Source organism: Flavobacterium sp. U410 (assembly GCF_053570605.1).
Genome location: NZ_JBSEFI010000016.1, coordinates 74,762 through 96,735 on the forward strand (window position 1 = coordinate 74,762; position 21,974 = coordinate 96,735).

The 21,974-nt window shown below is 34.0% G+C and carries 25 protein-coding genes; 12 read left to right on the plus strand and 13 right to left on the minus strand.

What is annotated here, in order from left to right; genetic code table 11:
• The first annotated feature begins 92 nt into the window (after positions 1-92).
• Positions 93-746, plus strand: a complete 654-nt coding sequence (locus tag ACUSJC_RS11560) for an HAD family hydrolase (RefSeq protein WP_449269720.1) — start codon at positions 93-95, stop codon at positions 744-746.
• A gap of 1 nt (position 747) precedes the next feature.
• Here ACUSJC_RS11560 and ACUSJC_RS11565 read toward each other — a convergent pair whose 3' ends face one another.
• Positions 748-2,040 carry a cryptochrome/photolyase family protein gene (locus tag ACUSJC_RS11565; RefSeq protein ID WP_449269721.1) on the minus strand — a complete coding sequence of 431 codons (1,293 nt, stop codon included), beginning with the start codon at positions 2,038-2,040 and terminating at the stop codon, positions 748-750.
• Between the two features lie 8 nt (positions 2,041-2,048).
• The gene (locus tag ACUSJC_RS11570) at positions 2,049-2,510 is read right to left on the minus strand and encodes an SRPBCC family protein (protein WP_449269722.1); all 462 of its coding nucleotides are present in this window, start codon (positions 2,508-2,510) and stop codon (positions 2,049-2,051) included.
• A 132-nt stretch (positions 2,511-2,642) separates the two neighbouring features.
• Here ACUSJC_RS11570 and ACUSJC_RS11575 point away from each other — a divergent pair, with 132 nt between their 5' ends.
• Positions 2,643-3,494, plus strand: coding sequence for a DUF2911 domain-containing protein (locus ACUSJC_RS11575; RefSeq protein WP_449269723.1), 852 nt, complete (start codon positions 2,643-2,645; stop codon positions 3,492-3,494).
• Between the two features lie 52 nt (positions 3,495-3,546).
• Here the strand turns inward: ACUSJC_RS11575 and ACUSJC_RS11580 are convergent, their stop codons facing one another.
• Both ACUSJC_RS11580 and ACUSJC_RS11585 read right to left on the minus strand, forming a co-directional pair.
• Positions 3,547-4,587, minus strand: coding sequence for an RluA family pseudouridine synthase (locus ACUSJC_RS11580; protein WP_449269724.1), 1,041 nt, complete (start codon positions 4,585-4,587; stop codon positions 3,547-3,549).
• Positions 4,580-5,203 (minus strand): PASTA domain-containing protein, encoded by a 624-nt coding sequence (locus tag ACUSJC_RS11585; protein ID WP_449269725.1) that lies wholly within the window; start codon positions 5,201-5,203, stop codon positions 4,580-4,582. The genes ACUSJC_RS11580 and ACUSJC_RS11585 overlap by 8 nt, the downstream gene beginning before the upstream one ends.
• A gap of 96 nt (positions 5,204-5,299) precedes the next feature.
• Between ACUSJC_RS11585 and ACUSJC_RS11590 the strand changes: the two genes are divergently transcribed.
• The 6 genes from ACUSJC_RS11590 to ACUSJC_RS11615 all read left to right on the plus strand — a co-directional run bounded on the left by ACUSJC_RS11590 (position 5,300) and on the right by ACUSJC_RS11615 (position 9,769).
• Entirely contained in the window at positions 5,300-6,274 is a 975-nt protein-coding gene (locus tag ACUSJC_RS11590; protein WP_449269726.1) for a D-alanine--D-alanine ligase, read from the plus strand.
• Positions 6,275-6,280: 6 nt separating this feature from the next.
• Positions 6,281-6,838 carry a hypothetical protein gene (locus ACUSJC_RS11595; protein WP_449269727.1) on the plus strand — a complete coding sequence of 186 codons (558 nt, stop codon included), beginning with the start codon at positions 6,281-6,283 and terminating at the stop codon, positions 6,836-6,838.
• Between the two features lie 5 nt (positions 6,839-6,843).
• Positions 6,844-7,305 carry a pantetheine-phosphate adenylyltransferase gene (coaD, locus tag ACUSJC_RS11600; protein WP_449269728.1) on the plus strand — a complete coding sequence of 154 codons (462 nt, stop codon included), beginning with the start codon at positions 6,844-6,846 and terminating at the stop codon, positions 7,303-7,305.
• A 6-nt stretch (positions 7,306-7,311) separates the two neighbouring features.
• Entirely contained in the window at positions 7,312-7,767 is a 456-nt protein-coding gene (locus tag ACUSJC_RS11605) for a DinB family protein (protein ID WP_449269729.1), read from the plus strand.
• Positions 7,768-8,157 carry a DUF1801 domain-containing protein gene (locus tag ACUSJC_RS11610; RefSeq protein WP_449269730.1) on the plus strand — a complete coding sequence of 130 codons (390 nt, stop codon included), beginning with the start codon at positions 7,768-7,770 and terminating at the stop codon, positions 8,155-8,157.
• Positions 8,158-8,230: 73 nt separating this feature from the next.
• Entirely contained in the window at positions 8,231-9,769 is a 1,539-nt protein-coding gene (locus ACUSJC_RS11615; RefSeq protein WP_449269731.1) for a SulP family inorganic anion transporter, read from the plus strand.
• A gap of 12 nt (positions 9,770-9,781) precedes the next feature.
• On the opposite strand, the gene ACUSJC_RS11620 is transcribed toward ACUSJC_RS11615, so the two are convergent.
• Together ACUSJC_RS11620 and ACUSJC_RS11625 are read right to left on the minus strand one after the other, a co-directional pair.
• Entirely contained in the window at positions 9,782-10,654 is an 873-nt protein-coding gene (locus ACUSJC_RS11620; protein ID WP_449269732.1) for a patatin-like phospholipase family protein, read from the minus strand.
• Between the two features lie 16 nt (positions 10,655-10,670).
• Positions 10,671-11,279: an NUDIX hydrolase gene (locus tag ACUSJC_RS11625; protein ID WP_449269733.1), complete on the minus strand. Its 609-nt coding sequence runs from the start codon at positions 11,277-11,279 to the stop codon at positions 10,671-10,673.
• Between the two features lie 7 nt (positions 11,280-11,286).
• On the opposite strand from ACUSJC_RS11625, the gene pyrE reads away from it, so the two are divergent.
• The 3 genes from pyrE (at position 11,287) to ACUSJC_RS11640 (ending at position 13,165) form a co-directional block, all read left to right on the plus strand.
• Positions 11,287-11,940, plus strand: a complete 654-nt coding sequence (gene pyrE, locus ACUSJC_RS11630; RefSeq protein WP_449269734.1) for an orotate phosphoribosyltransferase — start codon at positions 11,287-11,289, stop codon at positions 11,938-11,940.
• Positions 11,941-11,952: 12 nt separating this feature from the next.
• The gene (locus ACUSJC_RS11635; protein WP_449269735.1) at positions 11,953-12,345 is read left to right on the plus strand and encodes an SRPBCC family protein; all 393 of its coding nucleotides are present in this window, start codon (positions 11,953-11,955) and stop codon (positions 12,343-12,345) included.
• An 88-nt stretch (positions 12,346-12,433) separates the two neighbouring features.
• Positions 12,434-13,165, plus strand: a complete 732-nt coding sequence (locus ACUSJC_RS11640) for a sulfite exporter TauE/SafE family protein (protein WP_449269736.1) — start codon at positions 12,434-12,436, stop codon at positions 13,163-13,165.
• Positions 13,166-13,231: 66 nt separating this feature from the next.
• On the opposite strand, the gene ACUSJC_RS11645 is transcribed toward ACUSJC_RS11640, so the two are convergent.
• From ACUSJC_RS11645 to ACUSJC_RS11655, 3 genes are all read right to left on the minus strand, one after another.
• Positions 13,232-14,071: an OmpA family protein gene (locus tag ACUSJC_RS11645; protein WP_449269737.1), complete on the minus strand. Its 840-nt coding sequence runs from the start codon at positions 14,069-14,071 to the stop codon at positions 13,232-13,234.
• Between the two features lie 80 nt (positions 14,072-14,151).
• Positions 14,152-15,147, minus strand: coding sequence for a glycosyltransferase family 2 protein (locus ACUSJC_RS11650; RefSeq protein WP_449269738.1), 996 nt, complete (start codon positions 15,145-15,147; stop codon positions 14,152-14,154).
• A gap of 12 nt (positions 15,148-15,159) precedes the next feature.
• Complete coding sequence (locus ACUSJC_RS11655) at positions 15,160-15,615, minus strand: type I restriction enzyme HsdR N-terminal domain-containing protein (protein WP_449269739.1); 456 nt, start codon at positions 15,613-15,615, stop codon at positions 15,160-15,162.
• Positions 15,616-15,677: 62 nt separating this feature from the next.
• On the opposite strand from ACUSJC_RS11655, the gene holA reads away from it, so the two are divergent.
• Positions 15,678-16,682 (plus strand): DNA polymerase III subunit delta, encoded by a 1,005-nt coding sequence (gene holA, locus ACUSJC_RS11660; protein WP_449269740.1) that lies wholly within the window; start codon positions 15,678-15,680, stop codon positions 16,680-16,682.
• 8 nt (positions 16,683-16,690) lie between these two features.
• Here the strand turns inward: holA and ACUSJC_RS11665 are convergent, their stop codons facing one another.
• The 4 genes from ACUSJC_RS11665 to ACUSJC_RS11680 all read right to left on the minus strand — a co-directional run.
• Positions 16,691-17,380: a C1q-like domain-containing protein gene (locus ACUSJC_RS11665; protein ID WP_449269741.1), complete on the minus strand. Its 690-nt coding sequence runs from the start codon at positions 17,378-17,380 to the stop codon at positions 16,691-16,693.
• A 95-nt stretch (positions 17,381-17,475) separates the two neighbouring features.
• Positions 17,476-19,407, minus strand: a complete 1,932-nt coding sequence (locus tag ACUSJC_RS11670; RefSeq protein WP_449269742.1) for an OmpA family protein — start codon at positions 19,405-19,407, stop codon at positions 17,476-17,478.
• Between the two features lie 11 nt (positions 19,408-19,418).
• Entirely contained in the window at positions 19,419-20,342 is a 924-nt protein-coding gene (locus tag ACUSJC_RS11675; protein ID WP_449269743.1) for a PorP/SprF family type IX secretion system membrane protein, read from the minus strand.
• A 26-nt stretch (positions 20,343-20,368) separates the two neighbouring features.
• Positions 20,369-21,974, minus strand: a 1,606-nt coding sequence (locus ACUSJC_RS11680; protein WP_449269744.1) for a T9SS type B sorting domain-containing protein, incomplete at its 5' end; no start/stop codon positions are given.

The window sequence follows — 21,974 nt, forward strand, 5'->3', positions numbered from 1 at the left end:
TGCCTTGTTTTCTATTTTAGACTAAAGTTAGCCAAAAAGGTTTAATCTGAATTCAAAATTTAAAGTACCTTTGTACAAACACAACTCAATTTATGATTAAAACTGTAATTTTTGACATGGACGGTGTCATTGTAGATACTGAACCAGTTCACAAATATGCCTACTATTTGCATTTTAAAGAATTAGGAATTGAAGTTTCTGAAGAAATGTATGCTTCTTTTACCGGAAATTCAACGCGTAATGTTTTTCAAAAAATTAAAGATCATTTTGGTTTAACACATGAAGTAGAAGATTTAGTTTTAAGAAAACGTTTTTTATTTAACGATGCTTTTGATACCAAAGAAGATTTGTTTTTGATTGAAGGTGTAGAAGATTTGATTAAAAATCTGCACTCTAATGGGATGCAGCTTATTTTAGCTTCTTCAGCTTCAAACGGAACGATTAAAAGAGTATTCAATCGCTTTGGGTTAAATCCTTATTTTACAGATAAAGTAAGTGGCGAAGATTTTCCGAAATCAAAACCAGATCCCGCTATTTTTATTCACGCAGCAAGTTTATCACCATTTGATAACGAAAATTGTATTGTTATTGAAGATAGTACAAACGGAGTTACAGCGGCTAAAGCGGCTGGCTTAAAATGTATTGGTTACAATAGTTTACATTCTAAATTGCAAGATTTATCACAATCCGATTTTATTGCACAGCACTTTAACGAATTGAATTTTGAAATAATTTCAAAAATGTAATTTACTGTTCAGCTAACGCTTTTTTGTAGGTTGCCAAACATTTTTCACGTGCTTCTTTATGATCTACTATAGGTTCCGGATAAGATGAAGTGTTCCATTCCGGAACCCATTTTTTGATGTATTTGTATTCTGCATCAAACTTTTTAATTTGCTCTGCGGGATTGAAAATTCTAAAATACGGAGCAGCATCAACACCACTTCCGGCAGCCCATTGCCAGTTCCCCACATTACTCGATTGTTCATAATCTAAAAGTTTTTGAGCAAAATACGTTTCGCCCCAACGCCAATCAATTAGTAAGTGTTTGCATAGAAAACTCGCAACAATCATCCGAACGCGATTGTGCATGTGTCCGGTAGCGTTTAATTCTCTCATTCCCGCATCTACAAAAGGATAACCGGTTTTTCCTTCGCACCACAGTTGAAAGTTTTTTTCGTCAGTATTCCAAGGAATAGCATCATATTGCGGTTTAAAACTTTTAGTTACAGTATGTGGAAAATGCCAAAGAATCTGCATGAAAAATTCGCGCCAAATCAATTCGTTTAAAAAGGTTTTATTCGAAAAGGAATCTGCTTTTTGTGCTATTTTCCGAATGGAAACCGTACCAAAACGCAAATGTGTACTCAAAAATGACGTTCCGTTTTGCGCCGGAAAGTTTCGTGTTTCTTCGTAATTTGAAATCAGTTGATCCGCAATAGTATAAGGCTGAACTTGAATTACAGACTTTTCAAAACCAATTTGGGTTAAACTTAAAAATGGATAGGAATGAGCTCCAATATTCGTCAATAATTTTTCAGATGGATAATTTTGAATTTGTTTCTGACTCCATTTTTCTTTCCATTTTTTAGAATACGGTGTAAAAACTACATAAGGCGAACCATCATCTTTAACAATTTCATCTTTCTCAAAAATGACTTGGTCTTTACACGTTTTAAAATCAATGTCGCGTTGCTTGAGCAATTGATAAACGGTTTTATCGCGTTTTCGGGCAAAAGGTTCGTAATCGTGATTGGTGTAAACCGAAGTAATGGTATGTTCTTCAATCAGTTTTTCAAAAACAGTAACGGGATTATTCATAAAAACAGCCAATGACTTTCCTATTTCTTCCAATTGTTTTTGAATTTTTGCTAATTGCTGATGAATAAAGGTAACTCGTGCATCATCCTTTGGCAATTCCGATAAAATAGCCAGATCAAAAATAAAAATAGGCAATACTTCTTCACCCGATTGTAAAGCGTGATACAATCCGATGTTGTCCTCTAAACGTAAATCTCTTCTGAACCAAAAAACAATCATCTTCTCTTCTAATATGTCCCAAATAAATCAATTAATTTTTGTTGACGGTATTGAAAGATTTCTTCCAACTTTGGTTTTACTAAAAACGGATGAACCAATTGCCCAAGTATTCCCATGGGTAATTTGTAATCTACAATATCTTCCATTTCAATTCCGCCTTCAATAGCTTTGAAAAAATGTTTGTGATGCCAAAGTGCATAAGGACCAAACCGTTGTTCGTCTACAAAATGCTGTTGTGGAACCACATGAGTAATTTCAGTGACCCATTTGGTTTTAATTCCTAAAAGGGGAGTTACAATATATTGAATGATTTGACCGGAAAACATTTGCTTTTCAGCACCGCTTACAATATTAAACCCCATATAATCAGGCGTAATTGTTTTTAAGTTTTTTGGATCAGAGAAAAATGCCCAAGCTTCATCAAGAGAAATGGGTAATTTTTGAACCGTATGTAAACGATAAATTTTCATAACGTTATTTTGTTTAACAAAATTAATCAAAATATTAAACAAAATAAAAAATCTTTTTAGGAATTGGTTAACAATTGAAGAAAAATAATTTTAGTAAATTCGTAGCGAATCAAATAAAATTTTAGAATTATAATGAAAAAGATTATTGTTGTTGCTTTTTTAGCATTAATGGGGAATATGGCTTCAGCTCAGGTAAAAACACCACAAGCAAGTCCGTATGCTAAAGTAGATCAAACAGTTGGATTAACTGATGTAGAAATCGAATATTGTCGTCCTAGTGCAAAAGGAAGAACAGTTTATGGTGAATTAGTGCCTTATGGAAAAAATTGGAGAACAGGTGCTAACTCTAATACAACGGTTAATTTTAGCGATAATGTAACCATTAATGGAAAAGAGCTAAAAAAAGGAAAATACGCTTTATATACCACACCAAAAGCTGATAGTTGGGATATTATTTTCTATACAGATACTAACAATTGGGGATTACCGGAAACATGGGACGAAAAGAAAGTTGCTTTACGTACATCGGTAAAACCGGAAACAATTGGAAAATCAATCGAATCTTTTACTATTGCTATTAACAATGTAACTAATGATGGAGCTACATTAGATTTGGCTTGGGAAAGAACAATCATTTCAGTTCCTTTTACAGTCCCAACAAATGAATTGGCTATGAAAAGTATTGAGAAAGTATTAGCCGGACCTTCAATGAACGATTATTATTCAGCAGCGACATATTATTATCAAACTAATAATGATTTGAAAAAAGCTTTGTCTTGGGTTAATAATGCAATTTCAATGACACCTGCAGGAGAAGATGCTCCATTTTGGTATTTGAGATTAAAATCATTGATTCAGGCTAAATTAGGAGATAAAAAAGGAGCTATTGAGACTGCTAAATATTCTTTAGATGGCGCAACAAAAGCAGGAAATGCTGATTATGTAAAAATGAATAAAGACAGTATTGCAGAATGGTCTAAATAAAATCAGATTGTATTGAAAACATAAAAAACCGAGCATTGCTCGGTTTTTTTATTTATAAATCTTCTTCCAGTTGTTGAAATTTAGAATACACTCTCCATTTTTCAATACAATCTTGCATGTCTTGAGGAATTTCCGAATTAAAGCGTAAAAATTCTTTAGAAATCGGATGTTCAAAGCCTAAGGTTTTGGCATGTAGCGCCTGTCTTGGTAAAACTTTGAAGCAATTATCTACAAATTGTTTGTATTTGGTAAAAGTGGTACCTTTCAAAATGGCATTTCCGCCGTAGCGTTCGTCATTAAAAAGAGTGTGACCAATGTGTTTCATGTGAACTCTGATTTGGTGCGTTCTTCCGGTTTCTAATCGGCAAGAAACTAGCGTTACATAGCCTAATCGTTCTAAAACTTTATAATGTGTTACGGCATGTCTGCCTCTTTCTCCATCAGGAAAAACAGCCATTTGCATTCTATTAGTAGGATGACGGTCAATATTACCTTCAACTGTTCCTTCGTCTTCTTCCATATTTCCCCAAACCAAAGCTAAGTACTCACGTTCCGATGTTTTTTCGGCAAATTGCTTGGTCAAATAATCCATAGCTAATTCTGTTTTAGCCACGACTAATAATCCGGAAGTATCTTTATCAATTCGGTGTACTAAACCAGGACGTTCTGAACTGTTCATAGGCAAATTGTCAAAATGATAAGCCAATGCATTTACTAAAGTTCCCGAATAATTTCCGTGTCCGGGATGAACTACCATTCCGGCAGTTTTGTTGATTACAAGCAATTGGTCATCTTCGTAAACGATATCCAAAGGAATATTTTCGCCTTTAAGCAAATGTTCATAAGGCGGATGCTCAAACATCACTTTGATAACATCATTTGGTTTTACCTTGTGATTTGATTTTACAGGAATATCATTAACTAAAATATTTCCGGCATCAGCAGCTTTTTGAATTTTACTTCGTGTAGTGTTTTCAATTAAATTCATCAAAAACTTATCAATACGAAGTGATTGTTGCCCTTTAGCAACTTCAAACTTATGATGCTCGTATAATTCGTCTTCTAATTCGTTATCAATTTCTTGATTATTCATTCGGCTGTTCTATTTCAGGATTATCGTTTTGGGTAGTATCTGAGTGAATATTTGTTCCGTCAAACATTGCTTTTCCGTCACCAAGAACAAAATCAATTTTAGAGTTTTTCTTTACTTTGTCGCCTTTTTTAAGTTTTTTGCCATTTTGCATTAATTGAAGGACAACATCTTTAGCAATGCTTTTTCTATACGTTTTACTTCCTTCCTGTACACCTAATGATTTAAGGTTAGCACTCATTTGGCGATACGTTTTTTCTTTAAAATCAGGAATAGTAATATCGTCATATTCACCAGAATTGAGCTTAATATAGATTTTACGTCCGCTTTTTACTGAATTTCCTGCTTTCGGATCTTGTTCAACAATAGAAAAAGGAGGCATATCCGGATGGAAATCAACCGTATCTAATAAAATAAGTTCTAAATCTAGTTCTTTTAATTTTTCCTCGGCAATTTTTAATTGCATTTTAGATAAATCGGGAACTTTGATCTCTTCTCCATGATTAGTTTTAAAACTTAACAGGTTCATTACCAGTATAACTAAAACCACAATAATCCCCAAGGCAATTGCCAGTTGAATAAAAAAAACTTTACTTGTTAAAAACTTACGTAAGCTCATAAATAAAAAATGTTATTTCAGCAAAGATATAAAATACAAAACATTTATACTTATCAATAAATAATGTAATTTTGTTATACTATATAACGATTACTTATGAAAAATGTTGCCATTATAATGGGCGGATATTCGAGTGAATATAAAATTTCTTTAACCAGTGGAAATGTTGTATTTCAAAATTTAGATAAGACAAAATATACAGCTTATCGCATTCATATTTTTAAAGATAAATGGGTTTATGTAGATGATAATGAACAGGAAACGATGGTGAATAAACATGATTTTTCTATAGAAATAAAGGGCAAAAAAGTAATCTTTGATGTGGTTTTTAATGCCATTCACGGAACTCCGGGAGAAGACGGATTAATGCAGGCTTATTTGGAATTACTAGGAATTCCTCAAACTTCTTGTGATTATTATCAAGCAGCTTTGACATTTAACAAGCGCGATTTGCTTTCTGTGTTGAAGCCTTACGGCATTAAAACCGCTAAATCTTTTTATTTGAACCAAGGCGATTTGATTCATTCAGCAGAAATTATTAACTTAGTAGGACTGCCTTGTTTTGTAAAACCAAATAAGTCGGGTTCTAGTTTTGGAATTTCAAAAGTAAAAGAAGAAAGTGAATTACTTCCGGCTATTGAAAACGCATATAAGGAAGATAATGAAATTATCATTGAAAGTTTTTTAGAAGGTACGGAAGTTTCGGTAGGTGTCATCAATTATCAAGGAAAAATTATGGTTTTGCCTATTACGGAAATAGTTTCGGAGAATGATTTTTTTGATTATGAAGCCAAATATTTAGGGAAATCACAAGAGATTACTCCGGCCAGAATTTCTGAAGAAATCAAAATGAAAGTAGAGCAAACTGCTAAAAGGGCATACGAAATATTAAAGATGAAAGGTTTCTCTCGTAGCGAATTTATCATCGTAAACGGAGAACCTCACATGCTTGAAATGAATACCATTCCAGGAATGACTAATGAAAGTATTCTGCCACAACAAGCCAGAGAAGCAGGTATCTCATTAAGTCAACTTTTTGAAAATGCTATCGAATTGGCACTTAAAAATTAATTTGTTATGAAAAAATCAATTCCGTTTTTAATCGTTTTGTTGTGCTTTTTGGGACAACAATCGTGGTCACAGATGAAAGTATTGAAAAAAGCCTCTTCTGTTGATAATTCCGAAATTAAAGTAACTACTAAAAAAGAAGTAAAAGTTCCGCAGGAAATTAAAACTTTACCCAAAGACCAATTGAAAACAATCAAAGAAACCTATAATTGGACCAAAGAACAAGTTTTAATTGTCAATTTTAAAGGTCTAAAGGACGAATGTACTTTTAGTATCTATGACGGATTACAAGCTACACAAGACTGGTTTGAAAATTCGGTGTATCCTAATGTGGATCTAACAGATTGTCGCAATATTTATGTATATGCCGATAAGTTATATGCTAAACCCATTTTGGATTTTGAAACGCATTATGATGATGTAGGGCATTATTTCCTAAAACATTTCTTTAATGTAAAAGGAACATGTTATGGCGTAATGATTATTAATAAAAAAGGAGAATATTTAGTTGAAAGTGGGGAATATAACCAATACACAATCAATAATATGATCCAAAGACTTAAATAGAAAAGATGAGTAGACGTGCTATTTTCCCGGGATCTTTTGATCCGATAACTAACGGACATTTCGATATTATTACCAGAGGAGCTTCTTTATTTGATGAAGTAATTGTTGCTATTGGTGTTAATGCCGAAAAAAAATATATGTTTTCTTTAGAAGAACGCAAACGATTTATAGAAGAAGCTTTTAAAGACGAACCTAAAGTAAAGGTGATAACCTACCAAGGATTGACTATTGATTTATGTAAAAAGGAAAAAGCCGATTTCATCTTAAGAGGATTGCGTAATCCTGCCGATTTCGAATTTGAAAAAGCCATCGCGCATACTAATCGTGTGATGTCAAAAATTGAAACCGTATTCTTGTTAACCGCTGCCCGAACTTCTTTTATCTCATCAAGTATTGTTCGTGATGTATTGCGAAATGGTGGTGATATATCAAAATTAGTTCCCGAATCAGTTCAAGTGAATAAATAAACAACTATGAAAACCAAAACAGAAACATTAATTGAGCTTTGGATAGAATCCAGAACCCGATTTACCAATCAACTTCAAGGATTGTCGGAAAGTGATTTGACTAAAAAACTGTCGCCATCTCAAAATTCTGTTGGTTTTCTCATCAGGCATATTGGCGATGTAGAGTTATTGTTCAGCAAAAATGTTTTTGGAGATCATTCGGTAAAAGTGATTGCTAAAACGGTTATTGATCAAAAAGATACAGGACATTGGACTGATTTAAATGAATTGAAGGAATATGTTGAGCATTCGTTTCAAACCTTGTTAAACATCGTCCGACAACAAACCGATGAAGATTGGGAAACAACAATTACAACAGTTGAGTTTGGAACTAAAACGAAAGCAGAGTCTTTTGGTAGAATTATTTCTCACACCGCTTATCACGCAGGGCAAATGGCGATCATCAACAAATATGGGAGCTAAATGAATCCTGAAATTAAAGCATATAACGAGCAACAAACAGAAGTTGAAAAAGAAATTTGCTTTGTGTTGGCTCAAGAAATAGATAAAGACTTCCCGGAAGCCGAAAGTAAAATCTGGCATGCGCATCCGGTATGGTTTATAAATGGTAATCCAATTGTCGGATATAGTAAACTTAAAAACTGTATCCGACTTTTGTTTTGGAGCGGTCAATCTTTTGACGAACAACAATTGCAGAACGAAGGTAAGTTTAAAGCTGCCGAAATGCACTATACTGATGTTTCTCAAATCAATACAGAAGATTTGGTTCGTTGGTTTCATAAATCCAAAACAATTCAATGGGATTATAAAAATATCGTTAAACGAAAAGGCGTTTTGGAACGTTTGCTGTAATTAGACTTAACTAAGTCTTAATTTAGAAATCCTTATCTTTGCCGCTTTTTAAGCCCAAAATGAGTTCTTCACTATGCAAAAAGTATTGAATCTTTTCGATTTCTCCCAAAAAGTAAACTATAAAACAGAAATTTTAGCCGGATTAACGGTCGCTATGACTATGATTCCCGAATCGTTGTCATTTGCTATTTTAGCCGATTTTCCTCCTCTAGTAGGGTTGTATGGCGCCTTTTTGATGGGAATTATTACAGCTATTCTAGGCGGTCGTCCGGGATTGATTTCGGGTGGAGCAGGAGCAACGGTTATTGTTTTGATTGCTTTAATGAAATCACACGGATTAGATTATGTTTTTGGTGCGTTGATTGTAGCGGGCGTTTTACAAATTTTAGTCGGAATTTTTAAACTCGGAAAATTCATCCGATTGGTTCCGCAGCCTGTGATGTACGGTTTTGTAAACGGATTGGCTGTCGTTATTTTTATGTCACAATTAGAGCAGTTTAAAACTTTGGTTGGCGGAGAAAAAGTTTGGCTTTCGGGTTCGCCATTGTTCATTATGCTAGGCTTGGTGGCATTAACCATAGGAATTGTGTATTTCTTTCCTAAGATTACCAAAGCTATTCCGGCTTCCTTAGTGGCTATTATGATTGTTTTTGCAGTAGTTTTAGTTTTCCAGATTGATACCAAACAAGTAAAAGACATTGCATCGGTAAGCGGAACGTTACCACCTTTTCATATTCCTCAAATTCCATTGACATGGGAAGCGTTACAAATTATTTTTCCGTATGGTTTAGTCATGGCAGGCGTTGGTTTAACAGAAGGTCTTTTGACTTTGAATTTAGTGGATGAGATTACCGGAACCAAAGGAAATAGTAACAGAGAATGTTTGGCGCAAGGAACGGCAAATATTGCCAATGGTTTTTTTTTCGGAATGGGTGGTTGCCCAATGATTGCCCAAACTCTGGTAAATTTATCAGCAGGTTCAAGAGCTCGTTTGGCGGGAATTATTGGTGCGTTGACCATTTTAGCTGTTATTTTGTTTGCTGCACCCGTTATTGAATTGTTACCCATGGCAGCTTTAACCGGCGTAATGATTATGGTGGCCATCGGAACTTTTGAATGGACTAGTTTTAAGGTTTGGAACAAAATGCCAAAATCTGATATTATTGTAATGGTGGTTGTAATGGCGATTACTATTTTTATGCACAATTTGGCGTTAGCGGTTTTGATTGGTGTTATAATTTCGGCTTTGGTTTTTGCATGGGAAAATGCTAAACGAATTAGAGCTAGAAAATATGTTGATGAAAAAGGAGTGAAGCATTATGAAATTTTCGGACCGTTGTTTTTTGGTTCTACCACAGCATTCGCGGAAAAATTTGATATAACCAACGATCCTAAAGAAATTATCATTGATTTTGCTGAAAGCCGAATTGCCGATATGAGCGCTATTGAAGCTGTTAATTTGCTAACCGGTAAATATGCTAAAGAAGGGAAAACGGTTTATTTACGTCATTTAAGTCACGATTGTGTGAGTCTACTAAAAAACGCTGAAGCGGTAATTGATGTAAATATTATGGAAGATCCAACATATAATGTAATGCCCGGAAAAAATTAATAAAAAAGCTTGTTATTCTTTTAGCGTAGCAAGTCTTTCAATTTCTTCTACTTTATCTCGAAAGGCTTGTCGACCAATTTCTACTAATTCTTGAGCTCTGTAGAATTCAAAAATACCGCAGCAATCTCTGGAAATTTCTATTAAGGCATCAGGTGGTGTTTGTTCCATCATTAAAGTCGACATGTGATTGGTCATAGTTGCCATAGTATTGTTGACCAAATTAAAATAGTTCAGTCGCTTTGTGCGCTCTTTTCCTTTGCTATGCAATTCATGATCATCCATCAATTGTAATGCTTTTAGATCTTTTTCATGTGTTACCGAAATTTTGTTATCGACCACTTCCGCATTAACGTGAACTGCAACTAGCAAATCATTTTCACTTCGAATAGCATTGTTAATCGGAACATTATTAGCCACGCCACCGTCTACCAAGACCGCATTTCCCATCACAACCGGTGTAAGAACCGTTGGAATTGAGATCGAAGCTCTAATGGCATTAAATAGACTTCCTTGTTTAAAAACAACTTCTCTATAATTCGCAATATCATACGCTGTAGCGGCATAAGGAATAATAAGGTCTTCAATATTAGCATCAGGAATAAAGGTTTTGATTTCTCTGAAAATACGTTCCCCTTTTACTAAACCTTGCGAAGAAAAACTAAAATCAATAAGCTGAAAAATACGCTGTTTGTTAATTTTAAAAAGCCACTGTTTAAATTCGTCTAATTTACCTACTGCATAAATCCCGCCAACAAGGGCACCCATAGAAGTTCCGGAAATCGAATTGATCGTATATCCCATACGAACGAGCTCTTCAATAACACCTATGTGAGCAATTCCTCTTGCGCCGCCACCCGAAAGTACTAGTGTTATATTTTTTTTCATACAGCAGGCTTATAAATTAAATTTTAGCTTGTTCTTTTTCTTTTTCGAAAAGAAGTTTGATGTTTTCGTATGAGTTTTCTAAAAGTGCCGGAATTTCTTCAGGTTTTACCCAAACGACTTTTTCAATTCCTTCTTCTGCTTGACCTTCAGGAGTGCCTTCAAATTTGGTTCTCATTTCAAACCAATACGTTTGTTTTAATTTGTAACGACCATTTCGTTTAAAAACATGATACGTTTTTGCCAAGCGTTTGATCACTTTAAGTCCGGTTATGCCGGTTTCTTCTTCTACTTCTCGCATCGCCGTCTCCTCTATAGTTTCTTTTTTCTCAGTTCCGCCTTTAGGTAAATCCCATTTTCCGTTTCTAAAGATAAAAAGTACTTCACCTTTGGCATTAAAAACCAGTCCTCCGCCAGCTTTTACTACCGGAATTTTAGCTTTTAAGGTCTTCATTATCAACTTTTCATCCGGATGATATAAAAATGCTTTTTGAATTTTATTTTGAAACATTTTTATGATAAGTTTTTTAATATCAATGCTTTCCAATAGAAAAATTTGGAAATCGGTCTCTTTTTGAACTTCGTTTGTTAAAAAAAGTGGCTTATCGTTAACAAAAACTTTATACATTTGCACTATGGTTTTTAATAGAAATACTGCCGAGAAAACAGCCGAATTGCTTTTACAAATAAACGCAATTAAATTAAATTCTAAAAATCCTTTTACATGGGCTTCAGGCTGGAAGTCGCCGATTTATTGTGACAACCGTTTAATTCTTTCATTTCCACCGGTTAGAAATTACATTCGTGAGGAATTTGCCAAAAGAATTGAAGAAAAATTTGGTAAACCCGATGTAATTGCCGGTGTGGCTACAGGTGCTATTGGAATTGGAATTTTGGTTGCAGAGTATATGGGATTGCCATTTGTATATGTTCGTCCGGAGCCTAAAAAACACGGAAGACAAAATCAGGTGGAAGGATTTTTACAAAAAGGTCAAAGCGTAGTAGTGGTTGAAGATTTAATCAGTACCGGAGGAAGTAGTTTACTTGCTGTGGACGCACTAAAAAGAGAAGGAGCTGTCGTAAAAGGAATGGCTGCTATTTTTACCTATGGATTTGAAATTTCAAAAGAAAAAATTGCCGAAGCAAATATAGATGTATTTACATTAAGTAATTATGAAACCTTGTTGCAAAAAGCAATTGATAAACAATATATTGACGAAGCAGAGTTGGCGACTTTAAAAGAGTGGCAAATTAATCCTTCGGAATGGAAATCTGAAATCAACAACTAAAAAATATTAAAAATGAATTTAGAAAGTCCAAAAGTAAGCGTACCAAAATCAGCAGAATATATTTTTAATGCACTAACAGACATCAAAAATTTTGAAAAGTTAATGCCGGAAAATATTGCAAAATTTGAAGTAATCGATGAAAATTGCTTTGAATTTGGTTTAAAAGGTATGCCCGAAATTAAATTGGTTAAAAAAGAAGCTACACCTAACAGTAAAATAGTTTTAGGTGCTGCATCTAGTAAGTTACCTTTTACTTTAGTAGGTAATATTGTGGAGCTTGATGCTAATAATAGTGAAGTTCAGTTGCAGTTTGAAGGTGATTTTAACCCAATGATGGCTATGATGGTAAAAGGACCAATTGGTAAATTTATAGAAACATTGGCAACCAACATGAATAAGTTATAAGAAGAAGATCTTCTTAAATAATACTTCTAAAGAAACTCCTCATTGCAGGAGTTTCTTTATTTTTACAAGATTAATAATAAGTTAAATTTTGGAAAAAGTAAGTTTTTGGTTTTTGTTATTCACTTTAATTGCTGAGGTTGTCGGGACAATTGGTGGATTTGGTTCTTCTGTGTTTTTTGTGCCAATGGCTGGATTTTTCTTCGATTTCCAATCCGTTTTAGGACTAACAGCTATATTTCATTTAGCTAGTAATATCAGTAAAATTTCTCTTTTCAGAAAAGGTTTAGATAAAAAATTATTGTTGCGTTTAGGACTTCCTTCAGTGGTATTTGTAATTATTGGAGCGCTGTTGACTAAGTTTATCGATTCGGGAATATTGGAAATAATTTTGGGTGTTTTCTTGATTGTATTTAGTGTTTTTTTTCTTTGGAATAAAGATTTTGAAATTAAACCCAATAGGAAAGAAACTTTAATAGGAGGTTCACTTTCCGGATTTACAGCCGGATTATTGGGAACAGGAGGCGCAATCAGAGGAATTACGATGGCTGCTTTTAATTTAGAAAAAGATATTTTTATAGCGACTTCTGCTGCTATTGATTTTAGTATTGATTTTACCCGCACTTTTGTCTATTTTGGTAACGGTTACATTCACAAACACGATTTAATTTATGTTCCTTTTTTAATTGTAATTGGTTTTTCAGGAACTTATATGGGCAAATATATTCTGAATTTTATTCCGCAAAATAAGTTTAAAACTATTTCTTTACTATTGGTTTTGCTAATAGGTTGTATAACGTTAGGTAAAATACTATTTTCCTAAAATGAAAAAAGGCTGCAAATACTCACAGCCTTTTTCAATTTTAAGTTATATTAAAATTAAATTTGTTTATTTTCCGTCGCTCATGTTTTTCATTTCTGTTTCAATCATTTCATAGAATTGATCGATTTTTGGCATGATGATAACGCGAGTTCTTCTGTTTTTAGCTCTGTTAGCAGGGGTATCATTATCTGCTAAAGGAATGTAAAAACTTCTACCCGCCGGGATTAATTGTTTTGGATCTACACTGAAATCAGTTTGTAAAACTCTAACAATTGAAGTAGCTCTTTTTACCGATAAATCCCAGTTGTCTAATAATACGGTATTTTTGATTGGCACATTATCAGTATGACCTTCAATCATACATTCAAAATCAGGCTTACTATTAATTACTCTAGCAACTTTTCCCAAAACAGTTTTTGCTTTGTCACTTACTTCGTAACTTCCTGATTTGAATAATAAATTATCAGCAATTGAAATCATTACTACACCTTTTTCAACATTAATGTTGATATCCGGATCATCCATTCCAACCTCTTTTTTCAAGCTAGTTACTAAAGCAAGAGTTACACTGTCTTTTTTAGTTAAAGCATCTTGAAGACGTGCAATTTTTAAATCTTTTTCTTTTAAACTCTCTAACGATTTCTCAAGGTTTTGTGCTCCTTTTTGCGTTAGTACAGTAAGTTCTTTAGAACTGTTAATTAAATCACTATTGTTTTTCTTCAAATAGTCAACTTGGCTAGCCAAAGCTTCTCTTTCTGTTAAACAAGTATTCAACTTCATTGTCGCTGTGTTTAACAAATCCTGAGTTTGTTTTTGTTTGGCTTCAAGCTCGGCATACTTTTTCTTAGAAACACAAGAGGTTAAAGAAAGCGATAAAACTAAAATAGAAACAATTGCTTTTTTCATAATCGGTTAATGAGATTAAATTCTATACAAAATTAGAAACAAATAAGGTGAAAAATAAAATTTTATAAGCTAAACTATTGTTAAATTAATTCAGCAAATGTTTTCTTGCCTTTAATAAAATAACTATAAATGATAGAATTTATTTTATAATAATACTTTGAATTAGCTTTCTTTCTCTTTTTTAAATTCTTGCGAAGAAAACGGTAAAAATAGAAATGAGCTTTTAAAATAGCCCAAACATGAGCGAAATATCCTTGAAAGAAAAAACGAGCGCCGGCAACGCCATCTAAAACCAATCTGGAAAATAAAAGGGTAAAGAGTTTTTCTTTCGGAAGGTTTTTGGTCAACATCCAAAGCGAATTTCTGAAATTTAAAAATGTTTTTCTCGGACTTTCTACTTGTAGTGTAGCGCCGCCCACGTGATAAATGGTCGAATAACCACAATATTTAATGCTATAGCCCTTGCTGTTAATACGCCAACATAAATCTATTTCTTCTTGGTGGGCAAAGAAATCTTCGTCAAAACCATTCATTTCCCAGAAAACATGCTTTTTGATAAAAAAGCAAGCACCGGAAGCCCAGAAAATATCTGTTACATCGTCATATTGTCTGAGATCTTTCTCAATAGTATTAAAAAGTCTTCCTCTACAAAAAGGGAAACCATATTTGTCTAAAAATCCACCGGCAGCTCCGGCATATTCAAAAGCTGTTTTGTTTTTAAAATCTAAAATCTTAGGTTGAACCACCGCTATATTTTCGTCATTTTCAAAAATTTCTAAAACCGGTTGGAGCCAATTTTCGCTGACTTCTACATCGCTGTTTACTAAAACCCAAATAGGTTCTTCTACAAATTTTAAAGCTTCGTTATATCCTTTAGCAAAACCATAATTGGCTTTATTCTGGATTATTTTTACCGAAGGAAACTCCGTTTTAAGAATTTCTATAGATTGATCGGCAGAAGCATTATCGGCTACATAAATAGTAGCTTCCGTAGAAAACTGGATAACAGAAGGCAAAAATGTTCGTAGTAATTCCCCGCCGTTCCAATTTAGGATTACAATGGCAATTTTGTTCAAAGTAGCTTTAGTTTATAGGTTAGGAATTTCAAATGTAGGTAAATCTGTTAAAAAATGGTACTTTTCTTCCTGAAAATCCATTTGACAAAAATAATGGTTTAAACCATTGGTTACCATTAAATAAGAAGCATTCAGGGTTAAGTTATAGCGTGCTATTTGGTCAAAAGTATGTTGAGTAATAGCAACCTCGGGAGCTTTGCATTCGACTAAAAGAAAGATGCTACCATCATTGCGATACACCACAATATCGTAGCGTTTTTGAGTACCGTTAACTTTTACTAGTTTTTCGACATTGATAAATGAAAGCGGGTAGTTTTTATGCTGGAGAAAGAATTGTAAAACATGCTGCCGAACCCATTCTTCCGGAGTCAATACCAAAAACTTTTTTCGGATAACGTCAAAAATATAGGTTTTATTTTCATTATTTTTGAACCGAAAGGAATAAGTTGGGAAATTCAATTTTTGCATGCTGTAAAATTAAGTAATTAAACGCAACTGCCAACTGTAAACTAACAACTGAATACTGAAAAATGGATCAAGTTATTCAAATTACCAAAGATATTAAAGCCGGAAATATTAAGCCTATTTACTTTTTTATGGGTGAAGAACCTTATTATATTGATAAACTAACGGAGTTTATTGAAGATAATATACTAACGGAAGACGAAAAGGGGTTTAATCAAATGGTGTTGTATGGAAGAGATACTACAGTGGAAGAAGTGGTTTCCAATGCCAAACGTTTTCCAATGATGGCTGATAAACAAGTGGTTATTGTAAAAGAAGCTCAGGAGCTTTCCAGAACGATAGACAAATTAGAAGCGTATGCTGAAAATCCACAGCCTTCAACGGTTTTAGTTTTTGCGTACAAGTATAAAACTTTGGACAAACGAAAAAAAGTAACCAAAGTATTAGAGAAAAACGGATTGGTTTTTGAAAGCAAAAAGTTGTATGAAAATCAAGTAGGGGATTGGTTAAAACGCGTTTTACATGGGCAAGGTTATGCTATTGAACCTAAGGCTGGAGCTATGTTAGTAGAATTTTTAGGAACTGATTTATCGAAAATAAGTAATGAAATAGACAAGCTTAAAATCATTTTACCGAAGGGGCATACTATTTCTCCTAAAGACATTGAAGAAAATATAGGAATCAGTAAAGATTTTAACGTATTTGAATTACGAAAGGCTATTGGTGAACGCGATCAGTTAAAAGCCTATAAAATTATAGATTACTTCGCTAAAAACCCGAAAGATAATCCTTTAGTAGTGACCAATGGCTTGGTTTTTAGTTTTTTCTTGCAGTTATTGCAGTATCATGGGTTGAAGGATAAGTCTAAAGCAAATGTGGCAAAGGTTTTAAAAATAAACCCTTACTTTGTGAGTGATTACGACGTAGCATTCAGGAATTATCCTATGAAAAAAGTTAGTGCAATTGTGAATACACTTCGTGAAATCGACGTCAAAAGTAAGGGTGTTGGCTCAAATTCTACTACTGATTTTGATTTAATGAAAGAAATGCTGGTAAAGATCTTCAATTAATATTAGTACTATTTGACTTGATGAATAGAAAATTGAGCTTCTGCATTATTTAAAATAGTAAGATTAGAACTTTTTGTGCCAAAATAAACCTTATCTCCCTGATTTAGTTTCACAAGAGTTTGTGTACTCCTTGTAGGTGGAGATGTAACTCCAATTCCTAAAATAGTAACAGATAAAGAATCATACGTTTCATCAGCTATAAGTTGAATTGTTCCGGAAGAATCCTTAAATATTCCAACACCAAAATTGGATAGGTTGATCAAAGAAGTCATTTTAATATAGACCGTGATATAATAGATTCCATCCATAGGAGCTGTAAATGATTGATTTGTCAAACTAAAATCAGCATTTTCATCAAATTCTAAGCTTGGAAAACTTATTTTGTTCCAACCGCTTAGTAAGGTTAGTGAGAGTATTGCAAACCCAGAACCACCAACTCCTTTTACAAAGGATTTCGGTAATTTTATGGCTTCAACTCTGTTGTTTGTATTATTAAGAACCAAAATTTTATCTGTAGTACTAGGACTAGCATCCGGTACATTTTGAATAATGACGTCTCCATTGACATCTAACATGGCATTGGGAGAAGTGGTATTGACACCAACTTGAGACCAGCCAGTAATAAAAGAAAATAGCCATCCTACTAAAACTAATTTGTTAATGCAGTATTTACAATAGTGAGTCGATGTTGTTTTCATAATTTTAGGTGTTATATTCGCTTTAGAAAGCGAAGTAATTTTAAAGAACACCGACTCATTTAAACTAACGCTTTAGAGAGCCGGTGCCTATAAAATTATTTATTGATAATAATAAAGTCAGATCTGCGGTTAATAGCATGTTGTTCTTCTGAACATTTTACACCATTCGGACAATCTACTTTTAAGCGTGTTTCACCATATCCTATGGCACTTTCAATTCTATCAGGAGCGATGCCTTTTGAAAGAATATACGTTTGAGTGGATTTTGCCCTGTTATCAGACAGCGTCAGATTGTGAGCATCAGAGCCTCTGGAGTCCGTGTGGGATTCAATTTTAATTTTGATTTCAGGAAATTTTTCCATTGCATACACTACTTTATCAAGTTCCGTTTCTGCTTTCGGAGTGATAGCATATTTGTTGAGATCAAAATAAATCGGATTCACCTTGATCTTTTCCACATCTCCATCTTTTTCAACCAAACTTTCAAAACTAGTTAAGTATACTTTATTGCCTTTTAGTTTTTCATTAGGTTCAGTTGTTGTAGTTGCTGAAAGGGTTTCCGTAGTATATTTAGGTTTGCTGAAAGTTACAGTGAAAGTTGAATTACATGGCAAAGTAATACTGTAATTTCCTTTTTCATCACTTTGTAGTTTTTGAGTTTCATCTCCAAAAACATCTTTCACAGTAATAATAGCATTAGCAACAGGTAATTGTGTTGTTTTATCATAAACCGTTCCTTCAAAATACTGTTCACATCTTGGTTTCTCTTTGGTAAAGAAATAAATATCATCATCTCCTTTTCCTGAAGAGCGGTTAGACGAAAGGTAACCGTAGTGATCTTTTGAATAGATGGAAAATGCAAAATCGTCACGATTGCTATTCACAGGTGCTCCCAGATTTTTAGGTAACAGGAAATTACTTTTTCCTTTCATTTCTGCTTCAAAAATATCCAGACCTCCTAAACCGAAATGACCATCAGAAGAGAAGTATAGAATATTATTTTCAAAATAAGGAAACATTTCTCTTCCGGCAGTATTGATATAGGCTCCGGCATTTACAGGAGTACCAATGGAACCATCTGAGAAAACTTCACAATAATAAATGTCTGTTTCTCCATATCCTCCGGGCATGTCGGAAGTGAAAAACAAATATTTCCCATCATCGCTTAAGCATGGATGAGCACAAGAATAACTAGGATCATTAAATTCCAGAACTTCAATATCAGCAACAGTTTCACCATTAATCTTTGCCCGTAAAATTTTTAAGTTTGAGTTCCCTTGTTTGTTTACTTGCATTTTTCCCTTTTTTAGATAATTTTGAGTATAATAGATGGTTTTCATATCATCTGAAAAGGTTAAAGTAGCATCGTGAAAGTCTGAATTTAAATTTTGTAAAAAATCAGTTTCGTTGGTTAACTCATTTGTAGTCAGATTTCTTTCTGCAATATAGGTATTCAAGTAAGGTTGCTCATTCCATGAATACATTTTTTTAGAAAGACTAGAAGTGTCTCTTGACGAATAAAAGATAACTTTATTTTCTCCGTAACGAACTGCTCCAAAATCAGCTTTATTAGAGTTAATAGTTAAATTTTTTACTTTAAAGAGCGGTTCTTTCTTTTCAAGAGAGTCTAATTCTCTTTTTTCGTAAGCTAACAGTTTCAATTTATCTGTATTGTCCTTGTAATAGGTTTTCAAAAGTTCGTTTGCTTTATCATATCCTCTGTTTGCTTTTAAGCATTCAATATACTTTAAGAAGTTATATTCTGTCATTGTATGAAGCTGCATTTCATAAACTTTGTCATACCATTTCATTGCTTTTTCATATTCGGTTAAATTGAAATAGCAATCGGCCAGTTTTAAATAAGTATCTTGACTTACTTTCTGATTTTTTTCGATGTATTTTTCATACTTTTCAATAGCACTCTGAAACTCCATGGCTTCAAAATGTTTATTCGCTTTCTCTAATGCAGCTTGCGCTAAAATGAAATTAGAAAAAAGGAGTAATACTATATAAATTATGTTTTTCATAGGATAAGTTTTTAGAAGAATCTAGGAGATTTAGCAATTTTTGATTTGTTCTGTAAATTGAACTTCAAAATAATTTCGTGTGAACCATCATTGTATTTTTGAAGGTCAGTAATACTTCTGTCGTAGGCATATCCTATAAATATTGAAGGCGAAACTTGAAATCCGGCTAAAGCGGAAAAAGCATCAGTAAAACGATATCCGGCTCCTAAAACAAACTTTTCTTTATACATAAAGTTCGCTGAAACATCATAAGTTGCGGGAGCACCTTCAACTACTTTTGCCAAGAAAGCAGGCTTAAATTTTAGATTTTCTCCTAGATTAAAAACATAACCTCCTTGCAAATAGTAATGGACTTTACGTCTGATCACTGATTCTTCAACATCGTCATACGATTCTGTTATTAAAAAGTTTGGAACAGAAAGACCTACATACCATTTTTCACCATATAAATATCCACCTGAACCTACTATGAGTCTGCTACTGTTGACATTGTTATTGAAGACATTGTCGGTTTGACTTTCGTATCTTCCTTTTGACCAATCTACATTCATGAGATTTACACCTGCATTAACTCCAAGAGATAATATGGTGTTTTGACTCAAGTTTAATTTGTAAGCAAAATTAGCATTGATATATTGCTGACTCATTGGCCCAATATTATCATTAGTAGCACTCAAGCCTAATCCTACTTTGTTACCTACTTCTCCGTGAATACCGAAGTTTTGTGTTTTAGGAGCGCCGTCAATTCCAACCCATTGCGATCGGTGTAGTAATATAGCTTCTAATGTTCCATTTGTTCCGGTATAACCGGCATTGATACTCATGGGATTGTACATATATTGTGTATACTGAGGTTGTTGTTGTGCTGTTGTTTCATATCCAAACAGGAAAGAAAAAAACACAGCTAACCTTATTATAATTGTGTTATACTTCATAATACCAAGTTTTAATTAGAAAAGGGTTAACGGGCTAAATACAGCCAACCGGTTTTAGAATAGTTTAGCTCATCAATCTTAAGAACATAAAAATAGGTTCCGTTCGGTAGATATTCGCCTTTTTTTACAACTCCGCTTACATTCGCTATTCCGTTCCAAGTATTATCATAAGAGGAAGTTTCATAAACCACATTTCCGTATCTGTTGAAAATTTCAATTTTGTTGTTAGGATAATTTTCAATACAATCAATTATGAAAAAATCATTTTCTCCATCGTTGTTTGGCGAAAATTCATTGTAAACAGTTAAACAAACAACACTAACTTCAGCTAATACAACATTGTTGTCAGGATCCATATCCATAGGGTCATTAATGATTGATGCCATATTTACATAATCACCTGTTGGGTTTACTAGAACAGTTACTAATAAAGTTTCTGAAGAATTGGCATATAAATTTGGAATATTCCAAATCCCATTTGATATATCATATATTCCTGTTGAGGTTGTATGAGAAACATAGGTATAGCCTGAAGGCAAATTTTCTAAAACTTCAACATTAGTAACGTTTGAAGTACCACCATTACTTACTGTAATAGTAAATATCACTGTATCTCCGGCAGCAACTTCTTCATGATCGGCAGTTTTGGTAATAGTAAGATCTGAACAAGGAACAATATTAATGTCAAAACTTTTGGAAGCAATGCCTCCACATAATGCAGAGTCATTATAAGTTACAGTAACATTTCCTATAGGATGAATAATCCAGTTTACCTCAACGAAATCGTCATTTATACCTCCACCACTAATAATAGTTCCTCCATTGATAATCCATTGATAATTAGACATGTTAGAATCTGTAGTATACATGCAATTGTAATCGCTAGCGCCGTAGCAGACATTTTGAGTGGGACCATCTAAAGTTGCTATTCCTAATTCCAGTACAGTTACATCCACTTGTAATCTAGTACTGCTTTCGCAAGTAGTTCCTTGATATGCTGCATAATATGAAGTTCCGTCAATAAGGGCAGTAGTAGGGTCAACAACGTTACCTCCTGTTGGAGCGTCGTACCAAACTACGGGCGCTTCATTTACCTGAATATCTGCAGCTGTTGGATTGTTTGCGGCACAAAATTGTTGAGCGGCATCGGTTGTAGTCGGAGTCGGTTCGTCATTAACGGTAATATCCACCTGTAATCTAGTACTGCTTTCGCAAGTAGCACCTTGGAATGCTGCATAATATGAAGTTCCGTCAGTAAGGGCAGTAGTAGGGTCAACTATATTACCTCCTGTCGGAGCGTCGTACCAAACTACGGGTGCTTCGTTTACCTGAATATCCGCAGCAGTCGGATTATTAGCAGCGCAGAACTCTTGGGTTGCATCGGCTGTAGTCGGAGTCGGTTCGTCATTAACGGTTACATCCACTTGTAATCTAGTACTGCTTTCGCAGGTAGTGCCTTGATATGCTGCATAATATGAAGTTCCGTCAGTAAGGACAGTAGTAGGATCAACGATATTACCTCCTGTCGGAGCGTCGTACCAAACTACAGGCGCTTCGTTTACCTGAATATCTGCAGCTGTTGGGTTGTTTTCGGCACAAAATTGTTGAGCAGCATCGGTGGTAGTCGGAGTT

Excerpts from the sequence above, each read along its gene's own strand:
- ACUSJC_RS11560 (WP_449269720.1), top strand. The coding sequence starts at position 93 with ATGATTAAAACTGTAATTTTTGACATGGACGGTGTCATTGTAGATACT.
- ACUSJC_RS11565 (WP_449269721.1), bottom strand. The coding sequence starts at position 2,040 with ATGATTGTTTTTTGGTTCAGAAGAGATTTACGTTTAGAGGACAACATC.
- ACUSJC_RS11570 (WP_449269722.1), bottom strand. The coding sequence starts at position 2,510 with ATGAAAATTTATCGTTTACATACGGTTCAAAAATTACCCATTTCTCTT.
- ACUSJC_RS11575 (WP_449269723.1), top strand. The coding sequence starts at position 2,643 with ATGAAAAAGATTATTGTTGTTGCTTTTTTAGCATTAATGGGGAATATG.
- ACUSJC_RS11580 (WP_449269724.1), bottom strand. The coding sequence starts at position 4,587 with ATGAATAATCAAGAAATTGATAACGAATTAGAAGACGAATTATACGAG.
- ACUSJC_RS11585 (WP_449269725.1), bottom strand. The coding sequence starts at position 5,203 with ATGAGCTTACGTAAGTTTTTAACAAGTAAAGTTTTTTTTATTCAACTG.
- ACUSJC_RS11590 (WP_449269726.1), top strand. The coding sequence starts at position 5,300 with ATGAAAAATGTTGCCATTATAATGGGCGGATATTCGAGTGAATATAAA.
- ACUSJC_RS11595 (WP_449269727.1), top strand. The coding sequence starts at position 6,281 with ATGAAAAAATCAATTCCGTTTTTAATCGTTTTGTTGTGCTTTTTGGGA.
- coaD (WP_449269728.1), top strand. The coding sequence starts at position 6,844 with ATGAGTAGACGTGCTATTTTCCCGGGATCTTTTGATCCGATAACTAAC.
- ACUSJC_RS11605 (WP_449269729.1), top strand. The coding sequence starts at position 7,312 with ATGAAAACCAAAACAGAAACATTAATTGAGCTTTGGATAGAATCCAGA.
- ACUSJC_RS11610 (WP_449269730.1), top strand. The coding sequence starts at position 7,768 with ATGAATCCTGAAATTAAAGCATATAACGAGCAACAAACAGAAGTTGAA.
- ACUSJC_RS11615 (WP_449269731.1), top strand. The coding sequence starts at position 8,231 with ATGCAAAAAGTATTGAATCTTTTCGATTTCTCCCAAAAAGTAAACTAT.
- ACUSJC_RS11620 (WP_449269732.1), bottom strand. The coding sequence starts at position 10,654 with ATGAAAAAAAATATAACACTAGTACTTTCGGGTGGCGGCGCAAGAGGA.
- ACUSJC_RS11625 (WP_449269733.1), bottom strand. The coding sequence starts at position 11,279 with ATGTATAAAGTTTTTGTTAACGATAAGCCACTTTTTTTAACAAACGAA.
- pyrE (WP_449269734.1), top strand. The coding sequence starts at position 11,287 with ATGGTTTTTAATAGAAATACTGCCGAGAAAACAGCCGAATTGCTTTTA.
- ACUSJC_RS11635 (WP_449269735.1), top strand. The coding sequence starts at position 11,953 with ATGAATTTAGAAAGTCCAAAAGTAAGCGTACCAAAATCAGCAGAATAT.
- ACUSJC_RS11645 (WP_449269737.1), bottom strand. The coding sequence starts at position 14,071 with ATGAAAAAAGCAATTGTTTCTATTTTAGTTTTATCGCTTTCTTTAACC.
- ACUSJC_RS11655 (WP_449269739.1), bottom strand. The coding sequence starts at position 15,615 with ATGCAAAAATTGAATTTCCCAACTTATTCCTTTCGGTTCAAAAATAAT.
- holA (WP_449269740.1), top strand. The coding sequence starts at position 15,678 with ATGGATCAAGTTATTCAAATTACCAAAGATATTAAAGCCGGAAATATT.
- ACUSJC_RS11665 (WP_449269741.1), bottom strand. The coding sequence starts at position 17,380 with ATGAAAACAACATCGACTCACTATTGTAAATACTGCATTAACAAATTA.
- ACUSJC_RS11670 (WP_449269742.1), bottom strand. The coding sequence starts at position 19,407 with ATGAAAAACATAATTTATATAGTATTACTCCTTTTTTCTAATTTCATT.
- ACUSJC_RS11675 (WP_449269743.1), bottom strand. The coding sequence starts at position 20,342 with ATGAAGTATAACACAATTATAATAAGGTTAGCTGTGTTTTTTTCTTTC.